This window comes from Arcobacter sp. CECT 8985 (genome assembly GCF_004116495.1).
Lineage (GTDB): Bacteria > Campylobacterota > Campylobacteria > Campylobacterales > Arcobacteraceae > Malaciobacter.
Window position 1 is genome coordinate 21,786 of sequence record NZ_PDKC01000003.1, and the last position, 23,312, is coordinate 45,097.

Below are 23,312 nucleotides of genomic sequence, written 5' to 3' on the forward strand. Positions count from 1 at the left end.
CATATACTTCTGCACTTTAAAATTTACACAAGGGAAAATAATGAAAAAGAGGTATATGTTTGCATTTTTATTTTTATTAAATAATGTACTTTTGGCCCAAGAATTAGATAGTGTTTTAGTAATAGGAGCACAAAAATCTTACTTTGAAGAGTATTCTTCAAGTAGTATGAAAGGCGAATTCAGTGATAAAGAGACTCCTTATTCTGTATCTGTAACTAAAGGAACCTTAATAGATGATTTACAAGCTCAAAGAATAGAAGATACTTATGATTACACAACAGGAGTAACAAAAGTTGGTAAAAATGCTGATGCTATTATGATTAGAGGTTTTCAAACTAATTTACAAAATATTCAAGTAAATGGAATGCCTGGATTAATTAGTAGAATGGGTTCACCTTCAACTGCAAATGTTGAGAGAATTGAAGTTGTAAAAGGTCCTGCATCCGTACTGTATGGGGCAATGCAACCAAGTGGATTAGTGAATATTCAAACAAAATTACCTCAATCTAAACAAAGTTTTTCTATAGATACTTCTTTTCAAACTTACATGAGTAATAGTTCAAAATTTGGTGATGATAATGGAGTAACAACTACATTTGATTCAACAGGACCAATAACAGATAATTTATTTTATAGGTTTATTGTGGTTGGGGAAAAAATAGATTCATATAGAAAAGATGTTGATTTTAAAAATCTATATGTTTATCCAAGTATTTTATGGAATATTGATGATGATACTTCTTTATTAGTTGCAATGGAATATGGTACTGAAAAAGGAAGTGCAGATAATGGTTTGGCTGCTGCAAATCATAATATTAATGACGTAGCATCATTAGATACAGTATATCAAGAAAAAAATGATTATGACAATGATAAAGGAACAGCATTTGATATTAATTTAGATCATTATATTAATAGTGATCTTTCGTATAAATTTGCATGGAGAAGTGTTTTTCATGAAGACGATAGAAAATTGTATGAAAATAGAAAAGTTAATAATAATGTAAATATAGAAGATACTACATTAACAAGAAGAAATAGACATCAATATAATGAAAGGGATTGGCATAGTTTTGATACAAATTTAAAATATAATACAAAATTTTTAAATATGAAACATAATATGTTATTTGGTTTATCAGGTGCATATAAAAGAACTGATTATGTAAGAAAGGTTTATGGTGGAATTGTAACTCCAGATCTAAATATTTATAATCCAAAATTAGGTGGAGAAGCAATTGATAAAAAAGGAAATAGAAGAGAAACAAAATATTATAGTGCAGGTATTTATGTTCAAGATAAAATTGATGTAACAGATAAATTAACTTTAGTGGGATCTTTAAGAGCAGATAGAACTAAGATTGATTTTGAGTGTTTAAGGGGTAAATGTGTTGATAATATGGTTAAATTATCGACAGATTATGTGGGTTCAATAGGTGCAGTTTATAATATTAATGATATATTCTCAATTTATGGAAGTTATGCACAAAGTTATGATCCAAATTCTGCAGAAAGATTGGACAAAACAGGGAATTATTTAGATTCAGAAAAATCAGAACAGTTTGAAATTGGAACAAAGATTAATATTACTGAAAAATTAAATACAATTCTTTCTTTTTATAAAATAGATAAAAAGAATGTTGCAGAGAGTAATCCTAGTGGATATTATGAGTTAAAAGGAGAAGTTGAAAGTAAAGGTTTTGAAGCAGAAATGCAATGGCTTCCAACTTCAAATTGGCAATTTAAAACAGGAGTTGCATATAATGAAACGGATTATGTGAGTGGTAAAGATATGGGCAACACTCCTAAAAATAGTCCAAAATCAACTGCTTTTTTATTTACAAGATATAATATTCCTAAAAAGATATATGATGGAACATTAGGAGTTACAGCAGGGGTTATATATAGAGATGAAACATATACTAGTTCTTCAAAAAAAACTAGGGTAGAACTACCTTCTTATACTAGATATGATATGGGAGTTCATTATTCATTAAAAGATTGGGAACTTGCATTAAATATAGAAAATATTACAGATAAAAAATATTATGAATCTGGAACAAATGATTATAGAATATATTCAGGTGAACCAAGAAAAGTAACTTTTAATATAAAACGAAAATTTTAAAATTTAAAAATTTTAATATACATATATCAAGATATATTGATATATGTATAAAATTGTGTTATACTTCCATAAAATATAAAAGAGAGATTATGGATATATTTTTAAAAACAGTATCTTCTTTAAATGATGAAACAAGAGTAAAAATATTAAAATTTATTAATATTCATGGTTCTTGTTGTGTATGTGATTTGGAAAACTCATTTGAAATGATACAATCAAGGCTATCAAGACATCTGAAAATATTAAAAGAAGCAGGATTTTTAAGAGTTGATAGGCAAGGAAGATGGGCTTACTATAGTATAAGAAAACCACTTGATGAATTTAGATTATCATGTATAAAAGAGATAATGTTTTTAGATGTAGATTTACCGATTTTTCAAAAAAATTGTAAAAAGGATGATATTTAATGACAGAAACACTTTTTGTATATGGAACACTTATGCCAAATTGTCCAAATGGTTTTGTACTAGAAAATATTGTAGGAAAATTTGTGCCTGCAACTGTTAAGGGAAAACTAATTGATGCAGGATGGAGTGCAAGTATGGGATACCCTGGAATAAGATTAGAAGCAAAAGAAGACACAATTCATGGATTTTTATTTTATTCAAATAATTTAATTAATAATTGGGATTATTTAGATGAGTTTGAAGGTAGTGAATTTGTAAGACAAGAAGTAACTGTTGAAAGATATGATGAGTTAGAAGTAGATACATATATATATGTGTTAAAAGATGAAATTGAAGAAAAACAAGAGTATTAACTCTTTTTTTTTATTTAATATATCAATATATCTTGATATATATATTTAAGGAATAAAATGATTTTAGCAAGTTCAATATTTATAATTACCTTAGTATTTGTAATTTGGCAACCAAAAGGTTTACAAATAGGTACAACTGCAATAATTGGAGCTATTGTTGCATTGATTATGGGAGTTGTAGATATTTCGGATGTATTTGATGTAACAAAAATTGTTTGGGATGCAACTTTGGCATTTATCGGAATCATAATTTTATCAATGGTTTTAGATGAAATTGGCTTTTTTGAATGGTGTGCTATTAAAATGGCAAAACTATCAAAAGGTAGTGGAAATAGAATGTTTATATATTCACTACTTCTTGGTTCTTTTGTTTCTGCACTGTTTGCAAATGATGGAGCTGCACTTATTTTAACTCCAATTATTTTAGCAAAAATGAAAGTATTAAAACTAAATGCAAAAACTATATTGGCTTTTTTACTTGCAGGTGGGTTTATAAGTGATAGTGCATCTTTACCTTTTGTATTTTCAAATTTAACAAATATTGTAACTGCAAACTATTTTAATATAGGATTTTTAGAGTATTTATCAAATATGATATTACCTTACATTGTAAGTACAGTTGTTTCTATATTTATTTTGTGGTTAATACTTGGGAAAGATATCCCTAAAAGGATAGATATATCTTTATTAAAAGAACCTGATGAGGTTTTAAAAAGTAAACCTTTGTTTATATTTTCTTGGTTTTTCTTAGCATTACTTTTAGTTGGATATTTTGTTGGTGATTATTTTGATTTACCAGTTAGTTTATTTGCTCTTAGTGGAGGATTGATTTTCCTTTTTATTGCAAGTTATACAAAAAATGCAAAAGCATGGCTTACAATAAAAACTGCACCTTGGCAAGTTGTATGGTTTAGTATTGGTCTTTATATTGTAGTTTATGGATTAAAAAATGCTGGACTTACTGATTATTTATCATCAGTATTAATTCAATTATCTAATAAGGGGGATTTTGTAGCAATTATATCTACAGGATTTATATCTGCTTTTTTAAGTGCTATTATGAATAATATGCCAACTGTTATGATTATGGATATAGCTTTAAAAAATGTTCCTCATGATGTTTTAGCATATTCTAATATTATAGGGTGCAATTTAGGCCCTAAAATGACTCCTTTTGGTAGCCTAGCTACGCTATTATGGCTGCATGTATTAAGTAAAAAAGGTGTAAATATCAGTTTTTGGCAATATACAAAATTTGGTTTATTAGTAACACCTCCTGTGTTATTTATTGTATTGTTAAGTCTATTGTAATAAGGAAAAAGTTATGAATAAAAAAGTTTTAATTTTATGTACGGGAAATTCATGTAGAAGCATTATTGCCGAAGCTTTGATAAATGCTAAGCTTGAGGGAATTGATGCAGATTCTAGTGGTGTAAAAGCAAGTAGAAAAGTAAATGCAAATGCAAAGAAATTATTAGAAAGTAAAGGTATTTGGAGAAGTTCATATCATAGTAAAACATTAGATAGTGTGATAAAAAATAATTATGATTTAGTTGTTACAGTTTGTGACCATGCAAATGAAACATGTCCTATGTTTCCTAAACCTATTAAAAAGATTCATGTTGGATTTGAAGATCCTGATGGAAAAGGGTATGAAGCTTTTGAAAAAACTTATGATGAAATTGAAAAAAAACTTTTGCCAAAAATAAAAGAAGTTTTAAATGTTTAGTTATTGGGAAAAACTTGTAGATTATCTTATTTACGAATTATTTAACCTAGATAAAACTGCACATTTAACCCAAGTATTGCATTTTTTTATATTTGATACAATAAAAATATTTATTTTATTAATTGGAATAATATTTATAGTATCTTATTTAAGAACATGGTTTAATGTAGAAAAAGTTAGAGCATATTTACAAGGTAAATCTGAATTTACAGGAAATATTCTTGCAAGTATATTTGGAATAATTACTCCTTTTTGTAGTTGTAGTGCTATTCCCCTTTTTTTAGGATTTTTACAAGCTAGAATACCCTTAGGCGTTACTTTTTCTTTTTTGATATCAGCCCCTTTAAATAATGAAATAGCAATTGCAATGTTATTTTCATTATTCGGTTGGAAAATTGCTGCTATATATATTGGTTTTGGGTTACTTGTTTCAATAATTGGTGGATATGTAATTGGTAAGTTAAAAATGGAAAAATATATATTACTTGATGTACAACCAATAGAAGGAAATTGCGAAAATCCCACAATTGATTTGGATAATAAAACAAGAATAAAAGATGCTTGGGTATATACTATGGATATATTTAAAAAAATATATTTATATGTGATTATTGGTGTTGGTGTTGGAGCATTTATTCATGGATATATTCCAACAGATTTCATTGTTAAATATACAGGAGGAGATGCTTGGTATACAGTTCCTTTATCTGTTATTTTAGGAATACCTATGTATGCAAGTGCAGCAGGAGTTATGCCTTTAGTTGAAGTATTGACTTCAAAAGGAATGTTATTAGGTAGTGCTTTATCTTTTATGATGGCTGTAACAGCATTATCTTTGCCTGAGGCAATGATTTTAAAAAGATTATTGCATACTAAACTTATTGTTACTTTTTTTGCAATAATAGGAACAGGAATTATGATAATTGGATATATATTTAATACTATTTTATAGGAGAATAAAATGAAAATTGAAATTTTAGGTACAGGGTGCTCAAAATGTAAAGCACTTTTTGAAAATGTAAAAACTGCAGTTGCTCAAAACAATATATTTGCACAAATTGAAAAAGTTGAAGATTTAGTAAAAATAATGGAATATGGGGTAATGAATACTCCAGCATTAGTAATAGATGGGGAAGTTAAATCAACAGGAAAAGTTCTAAATGTAGATGAACTTAAAGAGTTATTAAAATAATAATTTTATATTAATTGAATAAAAGGCCATATTTAATAGATAATTAACACTTCTTATATAAAATCTTAGGTTATTTTTTAATAGGGTTATATATGAAATTAAAAGAAGAAGTAGTGGAAAACAAAATCAATGTTTTCTATAAAGCAGTTTGGAGATGGCATTTTTACGCTGGAGTTTTTGTAATACCTTTTATGCTTATATTAGCATTAACTGGTATTATGATGATGTATATTAGTTTTTTTGATGGAAGAGATGGGGAAAAAATAAATATTACTATTCCTCAAAACACTCAAATGTTAAGTTTAGAAAAACAAGCTTTTGTAGCAGAAAATTCATATAAAAATTCTAAGCTTGTAGAGTTTATAAAAGCACCTAAAAAAGATAGGGCAAATGTATTTAGACTTAAATTAGAAGATGGTTCTCAAACTTTAGTAGCTATAAATCCATATACTGGAACGATTATACAAGATTGGAAGAGAAGACAAGGTTGGTATGATTTAGCAGATAATATTCACAGTGATTTATTAATAGGAAAACCTGGAGATAGAATTTTAGAAATAGCTGCTGGTTTTGGTATTATTTTAATTATTACTGGTTTATATCTTTGGTGGCCAAGAAAAGAGAGTTTTTTAAAGACTTTAAAATTTGATTTTTCATTAAAAGGTAGAGAATTTTTCAAAAACTTCCATATTACACTTGGGGTATATATTTCAATTTTCTTTTTTCTTTTTTTATTATCTGGAATGTCTTGGACAGGTGTTTGGGGTGCTAAGATAGTTCAAGCTTGGAGTACTTTCCCTGCACAAAAGTGGGATAAAATTCCTTTATCAAATAAAACTCATGCTTCTTTAAATTATGGTCCTAGTGAAGGTATGCCTTGGGCAATAGAAGAAACAAAGTTACCAGCTTCTGGTTCAAATATGGGAACAGCTGGAACATTAAAAGGGCAAAGAGTAAATCTTGATAGTATAAATGATTTGGCACAAAGAATAGGTTTTGAATCTAGATATAGAATCTCTTTACCTAAAGGTGAAACTGGAGTTTGGACTATTAATCAAGATACTATGAATAGTGATGCAAAAAATCCTTTTGCTGATAAAACAGTTCATGTTGATAAATACACAGGAAAAGTTTTAGCAAAAGTTACTTTTGATGATTATTCTCTTGCAGGGAAAGTTATGGCTGTATCAATTCCTATACATATGGGATTGGTAACTATTTGGAACCTTTTGATAAATACTTTTATCTGTTTATCTGTAATAGCCTTAAGTATTACTGGACTTGTAATGTGGTGGAAAAGAAGACCACCAAATGCAGGTTTTAGATTGAGTGCTCCACCTATGCCTAAAAAACTTCCTCATTGGCAGAATGCAATGTTAATTATGTTGTTTTTATCTTTATTATTCCCTTTAGTAGGTATTACTTTAATAATAATTTTATTTTTAGATTTAGTTTTATTATCAAAAGTACCTAGACTAAAAAGGTTCTTTATATAGTTAAAAGTATGTTACTTACTAAAAGTAAAATAGTAATTAAGTTTACTCAATATATAATCTTTTAGCAAAATCAAGGATTAAATATTGAATGAACAAAAATTGGGATTTATATATGCTTTATGTGCTTTTTTCTTCTGGGGACTAGTGCCTATTTATTACAAACAAGTAATGATGGTTCCTCCTTTTGAGATTTTGGCTGCACGAGTTGTCTTTTCTGTAATTGTACTACTATTTTTACTTACAGTTAGTAAACAGTTTAATACAATTAAACCAATACTAAAAAGTTTATCAAAAATGAAATATTTGATTATTGCATCTTTACTTATTTCTTTGAATTGGTTTACTTTTATTTATGCAATATCTGTTGATAAGATTGTAGAAGCAAGTTTAGGATATTTTATTACTCCTTTAGTTAGTGTTGCTTTAGGATTTTTTATATTTAAAGAAAACATTAATAAAACACAGAAAATTGCTATATTATTAGCCTTTGTTGCAATGATTTATCAACTTATAACAATTGGAAATATTCCCATAATTGCACTATCTTTAGCATTCTCTTTTGGTTTTTATGGAATGGTTAGAAAAAAAGTACAAATTGCTTCAATACCAGGACTTTTTATAGAAACAATTATTATTCTTCCTATTGCACTAATATATTTATATTTTATATATAATAATGGCACAAGTGTATTTAATACATTGAGCTTTTATAATCTATCAATGTTAAGTTTAAGTGGATTAGTTACAGTGTTGCCACTACTTTGGTTTAATAGTGCTGCAATTAGAATGGATCTTACTACTTTGGGATTTTTACAATATATTGGTCCAACTGTTGCATTTTTAGTTGCAATTTTTATTTATGATGAAAATGTGAATATAAATAAATTAATCATATTTTTTATAATTTGGATAGCATTAGTGATATTTTCATTTGATGCTGTTAAAAGAAGAAGAAAATAGTCTTCTTCTTTATTCTTTATCTAAAAAGTAAAATAGGTTTTCTCATTTTTGTAATAACTTTTGATGTAAAACTACCAAATATAAACTCTTTAATTCTTGAATGACCAAATGCACCCATAGTTAAGATATCATAATCATTTTCATTAAAGTAATTAACTAATAAATCTTCATTCTCACCATTTAAAATATTAGTAGTTACCTCATAATTTTTCTTAGAGTAAATCTCTTTTGCTTCATTTAATAGCTTTAACCCTTCTATTTCATTTGTTGTAATATTTACAATTTCTCTTTTTATTTGTTTAAATAAAGGATTATTTGCTGTTTGATCTAAAAGTTTTTTTGATTCTGCTGAACCATTATATGCAATTAGCATTTTTTGAGGTTCAATATATTCACTATTTACTAGTAAAACTGGTTTATGTACAGCTCTAATAATTCCTTTTACATTATCTCCAATTTCATGTTCTGCATGACTTGTAATCCCAATTACTAATGCTTCAATTTCATTTTCATATTCTGCAATGTTTTCTACAATCTCTCCATGTATTTGTGAGATTGAAACTTCATTTTTACAAGTTTTAATTGCTCTTTGTTTTAATTCATTAAGTAATTCTTTACCCTCTTTTTTTATTCTTTTACACTCTTTTTCTTCTTTTTGGGCTAACTCTTCTAGCATATCTTCTCTTTCTCCAAGAGCAATACTTCCAGATAAATCAACATTTGTAACGCTATATGTTCTTTCTACAACATTTAAAAATTTTAAAGGAAGATTCATATTATTTGCAATTAATATTGCATAATCACAAGTGTCATATGAAAAATTTCTACCATCAACGCAACATAAAACATAGCTCATTTTAGTGGCCTCCCATTATTTTATCTATCTCTTCTGGTTTATCAGCAATTCCAAATCTATCGATGATTGTTTTGTTTGCTTCATTTTTACCAACGATTTGCACATCACAACCTTCTCTTCTAAATTTAATTACTGCTTTATCTAAAGCATCAACTGCTGAAACATCCCAAAAGTGTGCTTTAGATAAATCTATAATAACTTTATCTAATACTTCTTTAAAATCAAATGCTTCATAAAACTTATCAGAACTATTGAAAAATACTTGTCCTACAAATTTGTATGTTTTAACTTCTTGTTTTTCATCATATGAAGTTTCCCAATACATAAAGTGTGAGATTTTATTAGCAAAGAATAAAGATGCCAATAGAACTCCAGATATTACACCTTGTGCTAGGTTATCTGTATAAACAGTAACACAAACAGTTGTAAGCATAACAATATTTGTAGATAATGGAAGTTGTTTTAAGCCTTTTATTGAAGCCCAATCAAATGTACCAATTGAAACCATAATCATTACAGAAACTAATGCTGCCATAGGAATTTGTGAAATTATATCACTTAAGAATACAACCATAATAAGTAATACAAACCCAGCAATAAAAGTAGATAATCGTCCTCTACCACCTGATTTAATATTAATAATTGATTGTCCTATCATTGCACAACCTGCCATACCCCCTAAGAATCCAGTTGCAATATTTGCTATACCTTGACCTCTTGCTTCTGTTTTTTTATTACCTTTTGTATCTGTTAATTCATCAACAATTGTTGCTGTCATAAAAGATTCCAATAGGCCAACAATTGCTAAAGCAATAGAGTATGGAAAAATGATTTTTAATGTTTGTAAATCTAATGGAATATCAGGAATTAGAAATATTGGTAGAGTATCAGGAAGCTGTCCCATATCTCCTACTGTTCTTACATCAATTCCCATAATATATACAATTATAGTTAATACAACAATTGTTACTAATGGTGAAGGTAATATTTTACCAACTACAGGAATATAAGGGAATAGATATATAATTCCTAAACCAGCAATTGTTAATGCATATACATGCCAAGTTACATTTGTTAATTCTGGAAGTTGTGCCATAAAGATTAGAATAGCTAAAGCATTTACAAATCCAATAACAACTGCTCTTGCTACAAAACTCATCAATTTATGAATACCAATGTAAGATAAAATAATTTGTATAAGACCTGTTAAAAGTGTGGCTGCAAGTAAATATTGTAAACCATGATCTTTTACTAAATCTACCATTACTAATGCCATTGATCCAGTAGCTGCACTTATCATTCCTGGTCTACCACCAACAAAAGAGATAACTACTGCAATACAAAAAGAAGCATAAAGTCCAACTTTTGGATCAACTCCTGCAATAATTGAGAATGCAATTGCTTCAGGAATCAAAGCTAGCGCAACAACGATTCCTGATAGTAAATCAGCTCTAATATTAGAAAACCAATCTTTTTTTATGGTTTGATACATATAATTCCTTATGTTTTTGATTTTTTGCTTATTTGAAGGTCGATATTTTATCTAAAAATTGATTTTATAATTATTATGGTAAGCAGAAGAAGAAAATTTACTAATCTTCCTCTTGGCAAATTAAGTTAATAATTTCTTCTTGCTTACCACAAAATTCACCGGTTTTTTCTATTAATATTAAGTCTCTTGTAAAGCCTTTTGTTGTTGCAAGTTTTGCACTTTCTATTTCTATATTAAAATCATCAAAAATTTTAGCAACATAAGCAAATAAACCTTTTTGATCTTTTGCTCGTATCTGAAGTGATGCTAAATATGGACTATGATTACAGTTTGCAATCATTTGATTCTTTTTGATAATGGGTTTTTTAACTTTTTGTTTTTTACTCATATCAAATGAATTTTCAATTATATATTTTATATGTGATAGGTCTTCATCTTCAACTTTTTCAGTAAAGGTAATTTCAAAGGCTTTTTTCTCATCATATAATTTATAAATATCCATACTTAATATATTTAAAAATTCCAAATTTCCAAGTAGAAATCCCAAATTTAATGGAGCTTTTCTAATAATTCGTAATACAAGTCTCTCTTCATTCATTATTTTATAAATATAATTATTTACATCTTTTGCTTTTATTGCAATATCCAAAATATCATCAGCTTTTAATCTTAAGAATATTTGATTTGATGAAATATAAGAGATTTTTTTCTTCGTAATATATGGTAATTCTTTATATCTTTTTAGATTTTTTATTGTATTGATTTTAGCAATTCTTCTAGAACTTTCTTTTACTAAATCATGATTTTCAAATGCAGGAAGAGATTGCAAATATAACTCTTTTAATAAAGATGAAACAGAACTATTATAGATATTTTCTCCAACTGAAGAGATATCAGCATATGTAACAACATATAACATTTTTAAAATCTGTTTTGTTTTTACTAATCCTGTAAATGCAAGAATAATTCTTTCTGAATAAATATCTTCATTTTTAGAATAAGCACTCATCATATTGTGGTATCTTATTAGATGAGCAGCAGTTTGAATTTGATATTCATCTAATTGTAATGATGTTGCAAAATTTTTGAATAATTTTTCACCTGCTACATGGTGATCTGCTGTTCTTCCTTTTCCTACATCATGTAACAATGCAGCAAGTTTTACAATTGATTTTTCATTTGTATTTAATGACTCATAAATCTCTTTTACGTAATTATCCTGAATATTTTCAACTTTTTTTAATGTTTTTAAAGAGTGAATATCAACTGGGTGTTGGTGATACCCATCAAATTGCGGTTGATTTATCATCTTTTTTGTAATTGGAAGAATAGTTTTAAAAAGACTTGCATTATATAAAAGCTTAATAATAGGGTAAAGATGTTCTTTTAATAAAATAGCTTTAATATTTTTCTTTAATTCTTTACTTTGTTTTTTTGGAATTTTTGATTTACTAGCAAAATATACATAAGATATATCAAAAGAGTTAACTTCTTTAGGAAGAGAGATTAACTCTTTTAATAAATTATTTAAAGCTATAGGTTTTCTATTAAATGATGTATAGATTTTACCTTTATGAAGATAAACATCTTTTTTTAATCTTGATTGTTTTATTACTTTTATTTCTGTTTTATTCTCTAGTAAAAAACTTGTAAATCTTTTAACAATAAGGGTTGAAAAGAAGTGTATTGTATGAAGAGAACCTAATAGTTTAGCCATACATTGTCTCTCTTTTGTATATCTAGGAGTATTTACAAAACCAAGTTTTGTACTTAAATCAGGCAAAATATCAAGATTTACTTTATCAAGCTTTTTTCTTGAGATATTATGTAAAGCATTTCTAATTTGAAAAATATATTCAAGGGAACTTCTATATCTTTTATGCTCTTCTTCATTTATTATTTTCCCTATTAACTCTTTTGTACTTTTTGCTCCATAAAGAATATATGACATCCAAAAAATCATATTTGATTCTCTTAATCCACCATATCCATCTTTTATATCTGGTTCCATTTTTAGTGGGTTTTTCAATAATCTTTGTTTATGTTCTTCTAGTTTTTCAGATACAAACTCTTTTATATCTGTTCTTCTTATACTATTTAATGCATTTTCATATGCATACCAAAGGTATTTAGATCCATAAATTACTCTTGATTCAATAATTGCAGTTTTAATTGTAATATCTTCTTTTACAGCTTCTTCTATATTTTTAATCTCATGAACTCTTGATCCAAGTTTTAATCCACAATCCCAAGCTAATGTGATAAATTCTTCCATCATCTCTTTTAGGTTGTACCCTTTAATATCTTCATATAGAATCATCAAATCAATATCAGAGTATATACAAAGTTGTTCTCTTCCATAACTTCCAAGAGCTACAAGAGTAATAGGTATTGAAGTACTCATAGGTTGGTATGAACCAAAATATTTTCTTAAAATGTATTTGTATAAAGAGATAAGAAATTTATCAATGTGTTTTGTATTTTTTACAAAAAAATCTTTTCCACCTGTTGTATCTAAGATTACATCAATTGATTTTTTATACTCTTTAATATGATTTCTAAAAACTTTAGAAATTTCAAAATTGCTTGCATTATTTGATATAAGTTCTTCTACTTGTAGATTAACTTCATTTAATGTATTTATCATGTTAATAAGTCTTTATTTATGTCAAGTTTTTTTCTTAATGTGATTCTATTTAGACCTAAATGTTTTGCCATTTGAACCTGGGATTTATATTTTTTCTTTGCAGCTTTTAATAATGGGACTTCAAATAGATATAAAAAGTCTTTATATGAATTTTCACCCTCTAGGTTAGTTAACATATAGTTTTCTAAAAACATAAGAATTTCATCTTCTCCAATTGTTTCAAATAAATATGAAAAATAGATAGATTTTCTTAAACTATGGGCATTTTTACTAGTATTTAGCATAAGCTTTGAAGGAACAATTTTTTCACTTCTTAGAACTTTACTTGCTTCATTTGAAAATTTTTGAGTTATTAGTTTTAAATCATCTTCTCTTTGAGATAAAGGAGGAATACTTAATGTAATGGAAAAAATATCACTTAATTTATTGTTTAAAGATTGTGCTTCAGTTGTAGCAATTACTCTTATTTGGTTCTGTTCAATCCAAGAAATAAGAAGATCAATATTTGTAACTTGTTCAACTTTATCTATAATAATAGATTCTTTATTTAACGTTAAAACTCCATCTGTTATATCTCTTTGAAGTTCATGTGGAGTAAAAATCCTAGCTTCAGGTACAATATATTTTGCTAATGTTTTTTTTCCAACTCCTATTTCTCCATAAATAAGAGCATGTATATTAACTGATTGCAAAAGTTTTGCAGAGTTTAAAATCTCTTTTGAGTTAGGTGATACTGCAATAAATTCTTCCATCTATTCTCCTTTATTATTATTTCTTTTTTGTAAAATATATAAAAATTGACAAAGCAACTAATATTAATGATACTCCAGCGATTAAATATAAAGCGTTAACCATTTTATCATAATCTGCAATTGCTATTTTAAAAACAACTATTAAAGCTTCAATTGATAAAGCAATAATAATAGTAATTAAAAATTTAGTAATCATTTTTGTTTCAACTATTGAATTTTTAGCATATGATTTAAAAAATACTTCTTGTTCTAAGATTGTTTTTGCCAAATCAAATATTGCAATTCCCAATGTTAATGCAATAATTGGTTTAAACATTAGTTCAAGTTTTATATCTTGATTCTTAAATAGATATACTCCAAAATCATATAATGAAAATAAAATAGTAATTGTTGCTAATGTAATCATTGTAAAACCAACAAATAAATAAAAGGCTTTTGTTATACTATGAAAAGGTTTATGAAGTTCAATCAAATTTAACTTTTCTAATAAAACATCAAGTCTAAAGTCTAAAAATATAATATTGTCATCTTCTTGAATTGATACAGTTATACAGTTGTTTCTTGTTGCACTACTAATATAAGGTTTTGATATTGCAACATGATTATTTTTTAATTCAAGTTTTGAAAGTAAATGAGATCTATCTTTATCCTTGCCTTTATCATCTGTATTATGTTTATAAATATCTGCTGAGGTTTGTATTTTTGAGTCTTTATTTACAAGATATACTAATTCTAAAGATGGAAATAAATTAAACAATTGTATAAAATTGTAATTTTTATGGGGTGATAATTTCCCTATATTCTTTAAACTTTCTTGTAAATAGTATTCTATTTTTTCTTTATTTTCTTCATAAAGATCCAAAAACTCTCTCATACAAACTCCTTAATTCTAACAATTATAGCAAAATAAGAATTCAGAGCAATAAAAAATTGTATAAAAAATAAACATTTGTATATAAACTAAGAAAAGTAACAAAAAATAGGGATATATTGTAAAAAAAGAATATTTTTTAAATGTATAAAAAATAAACAGATGTAGTGTTTACAAACTTTGGTAAATATTTTATACTGACAGCATAAAAACCAAAGGAGACTTATGGAAAATTTCGCAGATGTAAAATATATATTAGATGGATTCCTATTTGTTATGATGGGACTTCTTGTAATGTGGATGGCGGCTGGATTCGCTATGTTAGAAGCAGGTTTAACTAGAACAAAAAATAATGCAACAGTATTAACAAAAAATATAGCTTTATATGGAATATCTTGTATAATGTTCTATTTTATTGGATACAACTTCATGTATGGTGATGGTTCAGCATTCATTGGAACTGGTGCAATGTTATCAGGGAAAACAAATGAAGCAATGGGTTACCCAGTAATGGCAGATTTCTTTTTCCAAGTTGTTTTTGTTGCAACTTCTGCATCGGTTATTTCAGGTACAATTGCAGAAAGAATGAAATTATGGCCTTTCTTAATCTTTACAGTAGTATTAAGTGGTGTTATTTACCCAATTCAAGGGCACTGGACATGGGGTGGAACAGGATTAGGTGGAATTATTGATGGTTTCTCTGATTTTGCTGGTTCTACTATTGTTCACTCTGTTGGTGGATGGGCTGCACTTGCTGGTGTACTTATTCTTGGAGCAAGAAAAGGTAAATATGGTAAAGATGGACAAGTAAGACCAATTCCAGGTTCAAACTTAACATTAGCTACACTAGGTACATTCATTTTATGGATGGGATGGTTTGGTTTTAATGGTGGTTCACAATTGGCATTAGGTTCAAAAACAGATATTGATGGAATTGCAATGGTTGTTGCTGATACAAATATGGCTGCAGCTGCTGGTGCTATTGCTGCTGCTATTTTAACTCAACTTATTTATAAAAAAGTTGATTTAACTATGGTATTAAATGGTGCTTTAGCTGGTCTTGTTTCTTGTACTGCTGGACCTGATTTAGGTATGATTATTGCATTCATTGAAGGTATTATTGGTGGTGCATTAGTTGTAGTTGCAGTTCCATTTTGGGATAAATTAAAAATTGATGATCCTGTTGGTGCTTTATCTGTTCACTTGGTTGCAGGTATTTGGGGAACGTTAGCAGTTGGTATTTTTAATCCAGAAGTTACTTTCTTTACACAATTAAAAGGTGTGGTTGTAATTGGTATATTTGTTTTCGTTAGTTCATTTATTGTATGGAAAATCCTTGATATAATTATGGGGTTAAGAGTTGATGAAGAGACTGAGGTAAATGGATTAGATATTCATGAAACAGGTTTAGAAGCTTATCCTGAATTCAAAAGATCATAATTAATAAATAAAGGATTAAAAATGAAAAAAATTGAAGCAATAATTAAACCTTTTAAACTGGATGATGTAAAAGAAGCCTTAGTTGATATTGGTATAACTGGTATGACTGTATCAGATGTAAAGGGATATGGAAGACAACAAGGACACTCTGAATTATATAGAGGTGCTGAATATATTGTTGACTTCTTAGCAAAAAATAAAATTGAAGTTGTTGTAAATGATGAAGATGTAGAAGCAACAATCAAAACTATTATTGAAGCAGCTAAAACTGGTAAAATTGGTGATGGTAAAATTTTTGTTACTCCTTTAGATGAAGTAGTAAGAATTAGAACAGAACAAAAAGGTTCTGAAGCTGTATAAAAAAAGAGGCACTTTGCCTCTTCTTAAACAATTGTATATTTAATATACAGAAATATACTCTAAATTATCTTGATTTAACTATATAATTATCCCCATTAAAAAAACGGAGGATAATTATATGGAAATAAACTCAATTTCTTATATAATTGATACACTTTTTGCAATCTTTGCAATGGTGTTAATTATTTTTATGGTTCCTGGCTTTGCTATGCTTGAAGCAGGACTTGTAAGAACAAAAAATGTAACTGCTGTATTAACTATAAATACTTTAATCTATTGTGTAGCTTCAATGGCATTTTTATTAATTGGATATTCTATTGCTTTTGGAGATTTTGGAAGTGATACTATGAGTAAATGGGCTGCATTTATGTTCCAAATGGCATTTGTTGGTAAAGTTGTAAATATTATGAGTGGTGGAGTTAGTGAAAGAGCGAAAATAATTCCATTAACTATATTTACAGTTATTATGGCTGCAATTATTTATCCATTAATTGTAAATGTAACTTGGGGAACAAATATTTTAAAAGGAACATTTCTTGAATTAAATATGTATGATTTAGCTGGTTCTACTGTTATTCATAGTACTGGTGGATGGGCATTACTTGCTGCAATTTTGATAATTGGTTCAAGACATGGTAGATATACAAAAGATGGTGCAATAAGAGTAATTCCAGCTTCAAATGTTCCTTTGGTTACTTTAGGTGCATTAATTTTATGGATTGGATGGTTTGGTTTTAATGGTGGTAGTGTTGGCTCAATTGCAAGTAAAGAAAATGCAGATGCTGTTGCATTAACAATTATGAATACAAACACAGCGGGACTTTCTGGTGCAATAATGGTATCAATTATCATGTATTTGAAATACAAAAAATTGGATTTGACTATGATTTTAAATGGTGCTTTAGGTGGTCTTGTTGCAATTACTGCAGGTCCAGATTTATATGATATTCATACTCCAATTATTATTGGTGCAATAGGTGGAGCTTTAGTTGTTTTTGCTGTAACATTTTTTGATAAATTAAAAATTGATGATCCAGTTGGGGCTTTATCTGTGCATTTAGTAAATGGTATTTGGGGAACTCTTGCAGTTGGAATTTTTGCAAGTAATGGCAATGACATCACTTTATTAGGACAAGTAAAAGGAATTATTGTAGTTGGAATGTTTGCATTTATTTGTTCGTATATTGTATTATTTATAATAAATAAAATTATTCCTTTAAGAGCAACTCATGATGAAGAAGTTCAAGGATTAGATGTGGAAGAGTGTGGTCTTGAAGCTTACCCTGAATTTAAAAGAGCATTTTAATATATTTAATTGCAAAAAGTGGCTTAAGATAATTTTAATTTAAACAAAATTTGTTAAAATATATATAATTTAAAAAAGGAAAAACTGTGAAAAGAGTAGAAGCGATAATTAAACCATTCAAACTTGAAGATGTAAAAGATGCTTTAAGTGAAGCAGGTATTACTGGTATGACTGTATCGGATGTAAAAGGTTATGGTAGACAGCAAGGGCATTCAGAATTATATAGAGGTGCTGAATATGTTGTAGATTTTTTACCTAAAATCAAATTAGAATTAGTTATTTCTGATGATGATGTTGATAATATTATCTCTATTATCACAGAATCGGCAAAAACAGGGAAAATTGGTGATGGAAAAATCTTTGTTAGTCCTATTGAAAAAGTTGTGAGAATTAGAACAGGTGAAGAAGACGAGGAAGCAATATAGAAATGCAGCAATTCGAAATATATTCACCTTTGGATATGCATCTTCATTTAAGAGATGAAGATATGTTAAAATTAGTGGCTCCAAAAACCTCAAATACTTTTGCTGGTGCACTTGTTATGCCTAATTTAGTCCCACCTGTTACTACTAAAGAGGCTTTATTATCATATAAACAAAGAATAAAAGAAGCTTGTAATGATGATAAATTTGAGCCTTTTATGACTCTTTTTTTTAAAAATGATTATACTTATGAATTTTTAAATGATATAAAAGATGATATTATAGCATTAAAATTATATCCAGCAGGTATCACTACAAACTCTGAAAATGGTGTTTCTTCAATGGATATAGAAGTTTTAAGACCTACTTTAGAAATATTAAGTGAATTAAATATCCCTTTGTGTGTTCATGGTGAAACAAATGGTTTTGTTATGGATAGAGAAAAAGAGTTTATGCCAATTTATGAGTCATTAGCTATTGCTTTTCCTAATTTAAAAATTATTATGGAACATATTACAACAAAAGATGCAGTTGAACTAATGAATAAACATAATAATTTATATGCTACAGTTACTTTACATCATCTTTTGATAACACTTGATGATGTTGCTGGTGGAGCATTAAAACCACATCTATTTTGTAAACCAATTGCAAAGAGATATGAAGATAGAAGTGCACTTTTAAATGCAGCTTTAAATGCTCATCCAAAACTTATGTTTGGAAGTGATAGTGCTCCTCATCCAAAGCATAAAAAAGAGTGTTGTGGATGTGCTGCTGGAGTTTTTACTTCGCCAATTGCACTTCAAGTATTAACTGAACTTTTTCATAGGTATGGGAAATTAGATAATTTAAATGCTTTTGTTAGTTTAAATGCACAAAAAATATATAATTTCAAAGCAATAGATAAAAAAATAACATTAGTTAAACAAGAGTTTATAGTTCCTGAAATTTATGAATATAAAAATGAAAATGTAGTTCCAATGTATGCAGGTGAAAGTATTGCTTGGAGTATAAAAGAAATTAAATAATATATTATTAAGAAGGGTTACTTCTTAATATACCCCTTTTTCTGCAAGAAGACGTCTAATATTAGCATTTGTTTCTTTTGCTTTTTGTTCTCTATCTTCTCTCATAACTCTTAAAATTTCAAGTGTTTCTTGTTTTTCATGGTCAATGTTTGATTCAATTTGAACAGCTTTCCTATTATTTGAGAGTCCTGATAAACCAACAAATTTTTCTTTTCTATTTATATAAACTTTAGAAGAAGATGAACTCGCATTTTTATTAAATACAATTACATCATTTTTCTTTATATTTAATATATCTTCTACATACATCTCTGTTTCAGCCATGATTGCTTCAACATGCATTTTTGCACCAGAAATAAGTGTAGTAATATCTCTTCTTCTACTGATTTTTCTATTTTTACCTTCAGAAAAAATTCTTTCAACAATTTTATTTAATAACTGCTCTATGTAAGAAATAGGGTAACAAATAGATAAAAATCCTGATTCTTCATCAATTGTAATTTCAAGTACAACAAGAAGTACAATTTCATGGTCAGAGATAATTTGAATGGCATTTGCATTTGTATCTCTAGATTCAATTTTAAAATTTAAAGTTGTTACTTCATCCCAAGCTCTATACATATGTTTAACAAACATTTTATAGAAGTGATCAAAAATTTCAACTTCAATTTCAGTTAATTCTCTATCTAGGTTATCACTTGCTGCAACTGCTCCACTTCCTAAAAGTTCAGCAATTATTTTATGTGAAATTCCTGGGTTACATTCAATTACAATTCTTCCTTCTAAGGGCTTAATTGATAATGTATTTAAAGAAGTTAATTGAGGAATTGACAAAATAAATTCCCCATAAGTCATTTGTTCAATTGAATAGAGTTTTATATCAACAATTTTTCTTAACATTGCTGAAAGATCAGTAATCAGATCTCTTAGCATTTTATCATGTAAAGTTGAGAATGCTTTAAATTGCTCATTTGAAATTCTATTTGGCTTTTTAAAATCATATATTGAATAATTTTTTTCTTTAGATATAGGTTTTTCTTCGACCGTAGTGTCGATATCTTCACCCTGTTCAGCAATATCTAAAAGAGCATCAATTTCATCTTGACTTAAAAATTCAGCCATTATTGTCCTCTTATTTCAACATCAGCATCAATTGAACCTAAATCTTTTATAAGTTTTATAGTTTCAATTATATCTGTGATTGGTAGTTTCATTATTTTCATTGCTCTCATCAAGTCTGATACTGTAGGAGCACTTTTTGTATTTATTAGAGCATTATCAATATTAACAACTGGTTTATTACCAATTTTTACATTATCTCCGATATCTACACCTTTATTTATTTTATTATCATTCCATTGTTCATCATCTAAAGGAGATTTTTTTACTCTTAGAGTAAATCCATCTCTAGAAACAGTTACCGGATCAACTTTTATATCTGCACCTGCAATTATCATTTCTCTGTTCATATCAATAATAATTTTCTTTTTGAATGAATCATCAAGTTTAATATTTTGAACAATAGACAAAAATTTAACCATTGACATATCTTTTGGTTTTTTTACATTTATTGTTCTTGTATCTTCTGCACTAGCAAGCTTTTTACCAAATCTTTTATTTATTTTATTTTCAATGGTAAATGCATGCTTTGCACTACTTTTTTTCAAACTCAATGTTATCATATTTTCATCTTTTAAATCATATGCAACTTCATTCTCAATTGTAGCACCTTCATATATAAAACCAGTTGTTAAGTTGTTTAAATCAGCAACAATTGTTCCTTGTGCAAGAGCATAAACATTTCCATCAACACCTTTTAATTGTGTTAAAAGTAGCTGTCCGTGGTCTATTGATTTTGCATCACCAATTGCAGAAACTTTAATTTTAATTTTATCACCTTGTCTAGAAAAAGCAGGAAGTTTTGCTGTTACCATAACTGCTGCAATATTTTTAGATTTAATAGAAGATGTTGGAATCTTAATATATGAGTTTCTAAGTAGATTTTGCAATGATTGCATTGTAAATTGACTTTTATCACCTGTTCCTGCAAGTCCTACAACTAAGCCATAACCAATGAGTTGGTTATCTCTTATTCCCACTACATTAGATATATCTTTTATTGACTGTGCAAAAATTGATGATGTTAAAAATAATAAAATAACAACGATACTTTTCAAAGAAACACACCTTTTTCAATTTCATTTTATTTTATCTAAAATTTTATAAAATATAGGTATAATCTATACAAAAATTATTTTAGGGTTATATTTGAACATTTATATTTATGGAAATTCAGACTTTAAAGAAGAAATAAATAATCTTCTAGAGCATTCAAATGTTAAATTTAGACTAGATGAAAATAGCTCAATAATCCAATTAGATAGTATTGAGCAATTAAAAAATGCCATTGAAGAAGAGCCTGAAGATATATACTTAATAGATGATTCAAAGATAATAAAGAAAAAATCAATCAATTCAAAATTCAAGTTTTTAAGACCTAAAGATGGTATAGAACAAGAATATCTACTTGACCATGGCATAGGTGATATGTCTATTGATTCACTAGAAGAATTGACAACTCATATTATCAATAAAATAGAAAAATCAAATAAAAAAAGTATTATTGATGATGGTGTTGAAGAATCTATTCGAAATATTGTTGATGAAGCCTATGAAGATGAAGAAGAATATGAACCATTAGATGATGAATTAAGTTCTTTATTAACACATATTGATCCAAATGAAGATGAACCCATGAATGATTTCTTTGATCAAACTCCTAAAATGGATGATAATGATATAGCAACGTCTTCAAAAGATTATTTTGATGAATTTATTAATGAAGAAGATAGACCTATGACATATGCTGAAATCTCAGCAGCTAAACAAAGTGAAGAAAATTTTGAATCAGAAGATTATAAGTCTGATTCAAGTAATGATACAGATTTCTCAGACTTAGATGAAATGATGAATATGTCTGATCAATTATCACACGACGATAATCACGATGATGACTTTTCAGATTTAGATGACTTAATGAATTTACCAGATGAACAATTATCGAATAAGTCTGATAATAGTGAAGATTTTTCAGATTTAGATGATTTGATAAATATGAATAATAATGATGTTAATAGCGAAGAAAAAAGCTATGAAGATGAAACTCCAGAAGAGATAAAAGAGGAATTAATTAATGCTTTGGAAGAGGAAAATGCAACAGAAAATGATTTATCAGATTTAGATGAATTAATGAAAGAACAAGATCCTATAGACACGCAAGAAAATAATGATATAATTAGTAAAGAAAAATTAGAAGATATAAAAGAGAATATAGCAGCAAAAGGAGAAAAAATGGCAAGTGAGTTTTCTGAATTAGATAGTTTAAATGAAAATGATGTTTTATCTGCATTAGAGGGATTAAACGATGATATAAAGCCAAGTACTTCTTTACCTGATATAGAAGAGATAAAACCATCTACAAGTAGTAGTGATAAAGAATCAATATCATTAGATAGTAGTAATGCACAAGATATTGTAGCTTTAGTACAAAAATTGTTAAATAATAAAACTTTGGAGATAACAATAAAGATAAAAGATTAATATATGGAAATGGATCTAATTGGAATTGCTGAGAATACAGTAAAAATTATATTAATATTAGGAATGCCATCTTTAATTGTAAGTATGGTTATTGGATTATTAATATCAATATTTCAAGCTGTTACTCAAGTTTCAGATGCTTCATTATCTTTTGTTCCAAAAGTTATATTTGTTTCTGTTTTTGTATTGATCTCATTACCTTGGATGGGTGATCATATAGTAACTTATGCACAAGATTTGTGGAATATAATGCTAGTTTTTGGGAAGTAAAAA

23 protein-coding genes are annotated in these 23,312 nt (G+C 27.5%); 16 read left to right on the forward strand and 7 right to left on the reverse strand.

Going from position 1 to position 23,312, the window contains the following annotated elements; translation table 11 throughout:
• The first annotated feature begins 40 nt into the window (after positions 1 to 40).
• The 9 genes from CRU93_RS02390 (at position 41) to rarD (ending at position 8,265) form a co-directional block, all read left to right on the forward strand.
• A complete protein-coding gene (locus CRU93_RS02390; RefSeq protein WP_164967605.1) occupies positions 41 to 2,128 on the forward strand; it encodes a TonB-dependent siderophore receptor in 2,088 nt (695 codons plus the stop codon).
• A gap of 89 nt (positions 2,129 to 2,217) precedes the next feature.
• Complete coding sequence (locus tag CRU93_RS02395; RefSeq protein WP_129102589.1) at positions 2,218 to 2,535, forward strand: metalloregulator ArsR/SmtB family transcription factor; 318 nt, start codon at positions 2,218 to 2,220, stop codon at positions 2,533 to 2,535.
• A complete protein-coding gene (locus CRU93_RS02400) occupies positions 2,535 to 2,888 on the forward strand; it encodes a gamma-glutamylcyclotransferase (protein WP_129102590.1) in 354 nt (117 codons plus the stop codon). Before CRU93_RS02395 ends, CRU93_RS02400 begins: the two co-directional genes overlap by 1 nt.
• Positions 2,889 to 2,945: 57 nt before the next feature.
• Positions 2,946 to 4,199: an arsenic transporter gene (locus tag CRU93_RS02405; RefSeq protein WP_129102591.1), complete on the forward strand. Its 1,254-nt coding sequence runs from the start codon at positions 2,946 to 2,948 to the stop codon at positions 4,197 to 4,199.
• 13 nt (positions 4,200 to 4,212) lie between these two features.
• A complete protein-coding gene (locus tag CRU93_RS02410; RefSeq protein WP_129102592.1) occupies positions 4,213 to 4,617 on the forward strand; it encodes an arsenate reductase ArsC in 405 nt (134 codons plus the stop codon).
• Positions 4,610 to 5,569: a permease gene (locus tag CRU93_RS02415; RefSeq protein WP_129102593.1), complete on the forward strand. Its 960-nt coding sequence runs from the start codon at positions 4,610 to 4,612 to the stop codon at positions 5,567 to 5,569. Before CRU93_RS02410 ends, CRU93_RS02415 begins: the two co-directional genes overlap by 8 nt.
• A 9-nt stretch (positions 5,570 to 5,578) precedes the next feature.
• A complete protein-coding gene (locus CRU93_RS02420; protein ID WP_129102594.1) occupies positions 5,579 to 5,809 on the forward strand; it encodes a thioredoxin family protein in 231 nt (76 codons plus the stop codon).
• A 92-nt stretch (positions 5,810 to 5,901) separates the two neighbouring features.
• Entirely contained in the window at positions 5,902 to 7,305 is a 1,404-nt protein-coding gene (locus CRU93_RS02425) for a PepSY domain-containing protein (RefSeq protein ID WP_129102595.1), read from the forward strand.
• 84 nt (positions 7,306 to 7,389) lie between these two features.
• Positions 7,390 to 8,265 (forward strand): EamA family transporter RarD, encoded by an 876-nt coding sequence (gene rarD / locus CRU93_RS02430; protein ID WP_129102596.1) that lies wholly within the window; start codon positions 7,390 to 7,392, stop codon positions 8,263 to 8,265.
• Positions 8,266 to 8,281: 16 nt separating this feature from the next.
• Here rarD and CRU93_RS02435 read toward each other — a convergent pair whose 3' ends face one another.
• From CRU93_RS02435 to CRU93_RS02455, 5 genes are all read right to left on the reverse strand, one after another.
• Positions 8,282 to 9,121, reverse strand: a complete 840-nt coding sequence (locus tag CRU93_RS02435) for a universal stress protein (RefSeq protein WP_129102597.1) — start codon at positions 9,119 to 9,121, stop codon at positions 8,282 to 8,284.
• 1 nt (position 9,122) lies between these two features.
• Complete coding sequence (locus CRU93_RS02440) at positions 9,123 to 10,613, reverse strand: SulP family inorganic anion transporter (RefSeq protein WP_129102598.1); 1,491 nt, start codon at positions 10,611 to 10,613, stop codon at positions 9,123 to 9,125.
• Between the two features lie 100 nt (positions 10,614 to 10,713).
• Positions 10,714 to 13,260, reverse strand: a complete 2,547-nt coding sequence (locus CRU93_RS02445) for an HD domain-containing protein (protein ID WP_129102599.1) — start codon at positions 13,258 to 13,260, stop codon at positions 10,714 to 10,716.
• Complete coding sequence (locus CRU93_RS02450; RefSeq protein WP_129102600.1) at positions 13,257 to 14,012, reverse strand: Fis family transcriptional regulator; 756 nt, start codon at positions 14,010 to 14,012, stop codon at positions 13,257 to 13,259. Before CRU93_RS02450 ends, CRU93_RS02445 begins: the two co-directional genes overlap by 4 nt.
• Positions 14,013 to 14,028: 16 nt before the next feature.
• Positions 14,029 to 14,886 carry a hypothetical protein gene (locus tag CRU93_RS02455; RefSeq protein ID WP_129102601.1) on the reverse strand — a complete coding sequence of 286 codons (858 nt, stop codon included), beginning with the start codon at positions 14,884 to 14,886 and terminating at the stop codon, positions 14,029 to 14,031.
• Positions 14,887 to 15,108: 222 nt separating this feature from the next.
• Here CRU93_RS02455 and CRU93_RS02460 point away from each other — a divergent pair, with 222 nt between their 5' ends.
• From CRU93_RS02460 to pyrC, 5 genes are all read left to right on the forward strand, one after another.
• Complete coding sequence (locus CRU93_RS02460) at positions 15,109 to 16,323, forward strand: ammonium transporter (protein ID WP_129102602.1); 1,215 nt, start codon at positions 15,109 to 15,111, stop codon at positions 16,321 to 16,323.
• Positions 16,324 to 16,344: 21 nt separating this feature from the next.
• Positions 16,345 to 16,683 carry a P-II family nitrogen regulator gene (locus CRU93_RS02465; RefSeq protein WP_129102603.1) on the forward strand — a complete coding sequence of 113 codons (339 nt, stop codon included), beginning with the start codon at positions 16,345 to 16,347 and terminating at the stop codon, positions 16,681 to 16,683.
• 118 nt (positions 16,684 to 16,801) lie between these two features.
• The gene (locus CRU93_RS02470) at positions 16,802 to 17,989 is read left to right on the forward strand and encodes an ammonium transporter (protein WP_129102604.1); all 1,188 of its coding nucleotides are present in this window, start codon (positions 16,802 to 16,804) and stop codon (positions 17,987 to 17,989) included.
• 86 nt (positions 17,990 to 18,075) lie between these two features.
• A complete protein-coding gene (locus tag CRU93_RS02475) occupies positions 18,076 to 18,414 on the forward strand; it encodes a P-II family nitrogen regulator (RefSeq protein WP_129102605.1) in 339 nt (112 codons plus the stop codon).
• Positions 18,415 to 18,416: 2 nt separating this feature from the next.
• A complete protein-coding gene (gene pyrC, locus CRU93_RS02480) occupies positions 18,417 to 19,439 on the forward strand; it encodes a dihydroorotase (RefSeq protein WP_129102606.1) in 1,023 nt (340 codons plus the stop codon).
• A gap of 24 nt (positions 19,440 to 19,463) precedes the next feature.
• On the opposite strand, the gene fliM is transcribed toward pyrC, so the two are convergent.
• Together fliM and CRU93_RS02490 are read right to left on the reverse strand one after the other, a co-directional pair.
• Entirely contained in the window at positions 19,464 to 20,561 is a 1,098-nt protein-coding gene (gene fliM / locus CRU93_RS02485) for a flagellar motor switch protein FliM (protein WP_129102607.1), read from the reverse strand.
• On the reverse strand, positions 20,561 to 21,616 hold the full coding sequence (locus CRU93_RS02490; protein ID WP_129102608.1) for a flagellar basal body P-ring protein FlgI: 1,056 nt from the start codon (positions 21,614 to 21,616) through the stop codon (positions 20,561 to 20,563). Before CRU93_RS02490 ends, fliM begins: the two co-directional genes overlap by 1 nt.
• Before the next feature lie 91 nt (positions 21,617 to 21,707).
• Between CRU93_RS02490 and CRU93_RS02495 the strand changes: the two genes are divergently transcribed.
• Both CRU93_RS02495 and CRU93_RS02500 read left to right on the forward strand, forming a co-directional pair.
• Positions 21,708 to 23,039 carry a hypothetical protein gene (locus tag CRU93_RS02495; RefSeq protein ID WP_129102609.1) on the forward strand — a complete coding sequence of 444 codons (1,332 nt, stop codon included), beginning with the start codon at positions 21,708 to 21,710 and terminating at the stop codon, positions 23,037 to 23,039.
• A 3-nt stretch (positions 23,040 to 23,042) separates the two neighbouring features.
• Positions 23,043 to 23,309 (forward strand): flagellar biosynthetic protein FliQ, encoded by a 267-nt coding sequence (locus tag CRU93_RS02500; RefSeq protein ID WP_258238808.1) that lies wholly within the window; start codon positions 23,043 to 23,045, stop codon positions 23,307 to 23,309.
• Positions 23,310 to 23,312 lie beyond the last annotated feature (3 nt).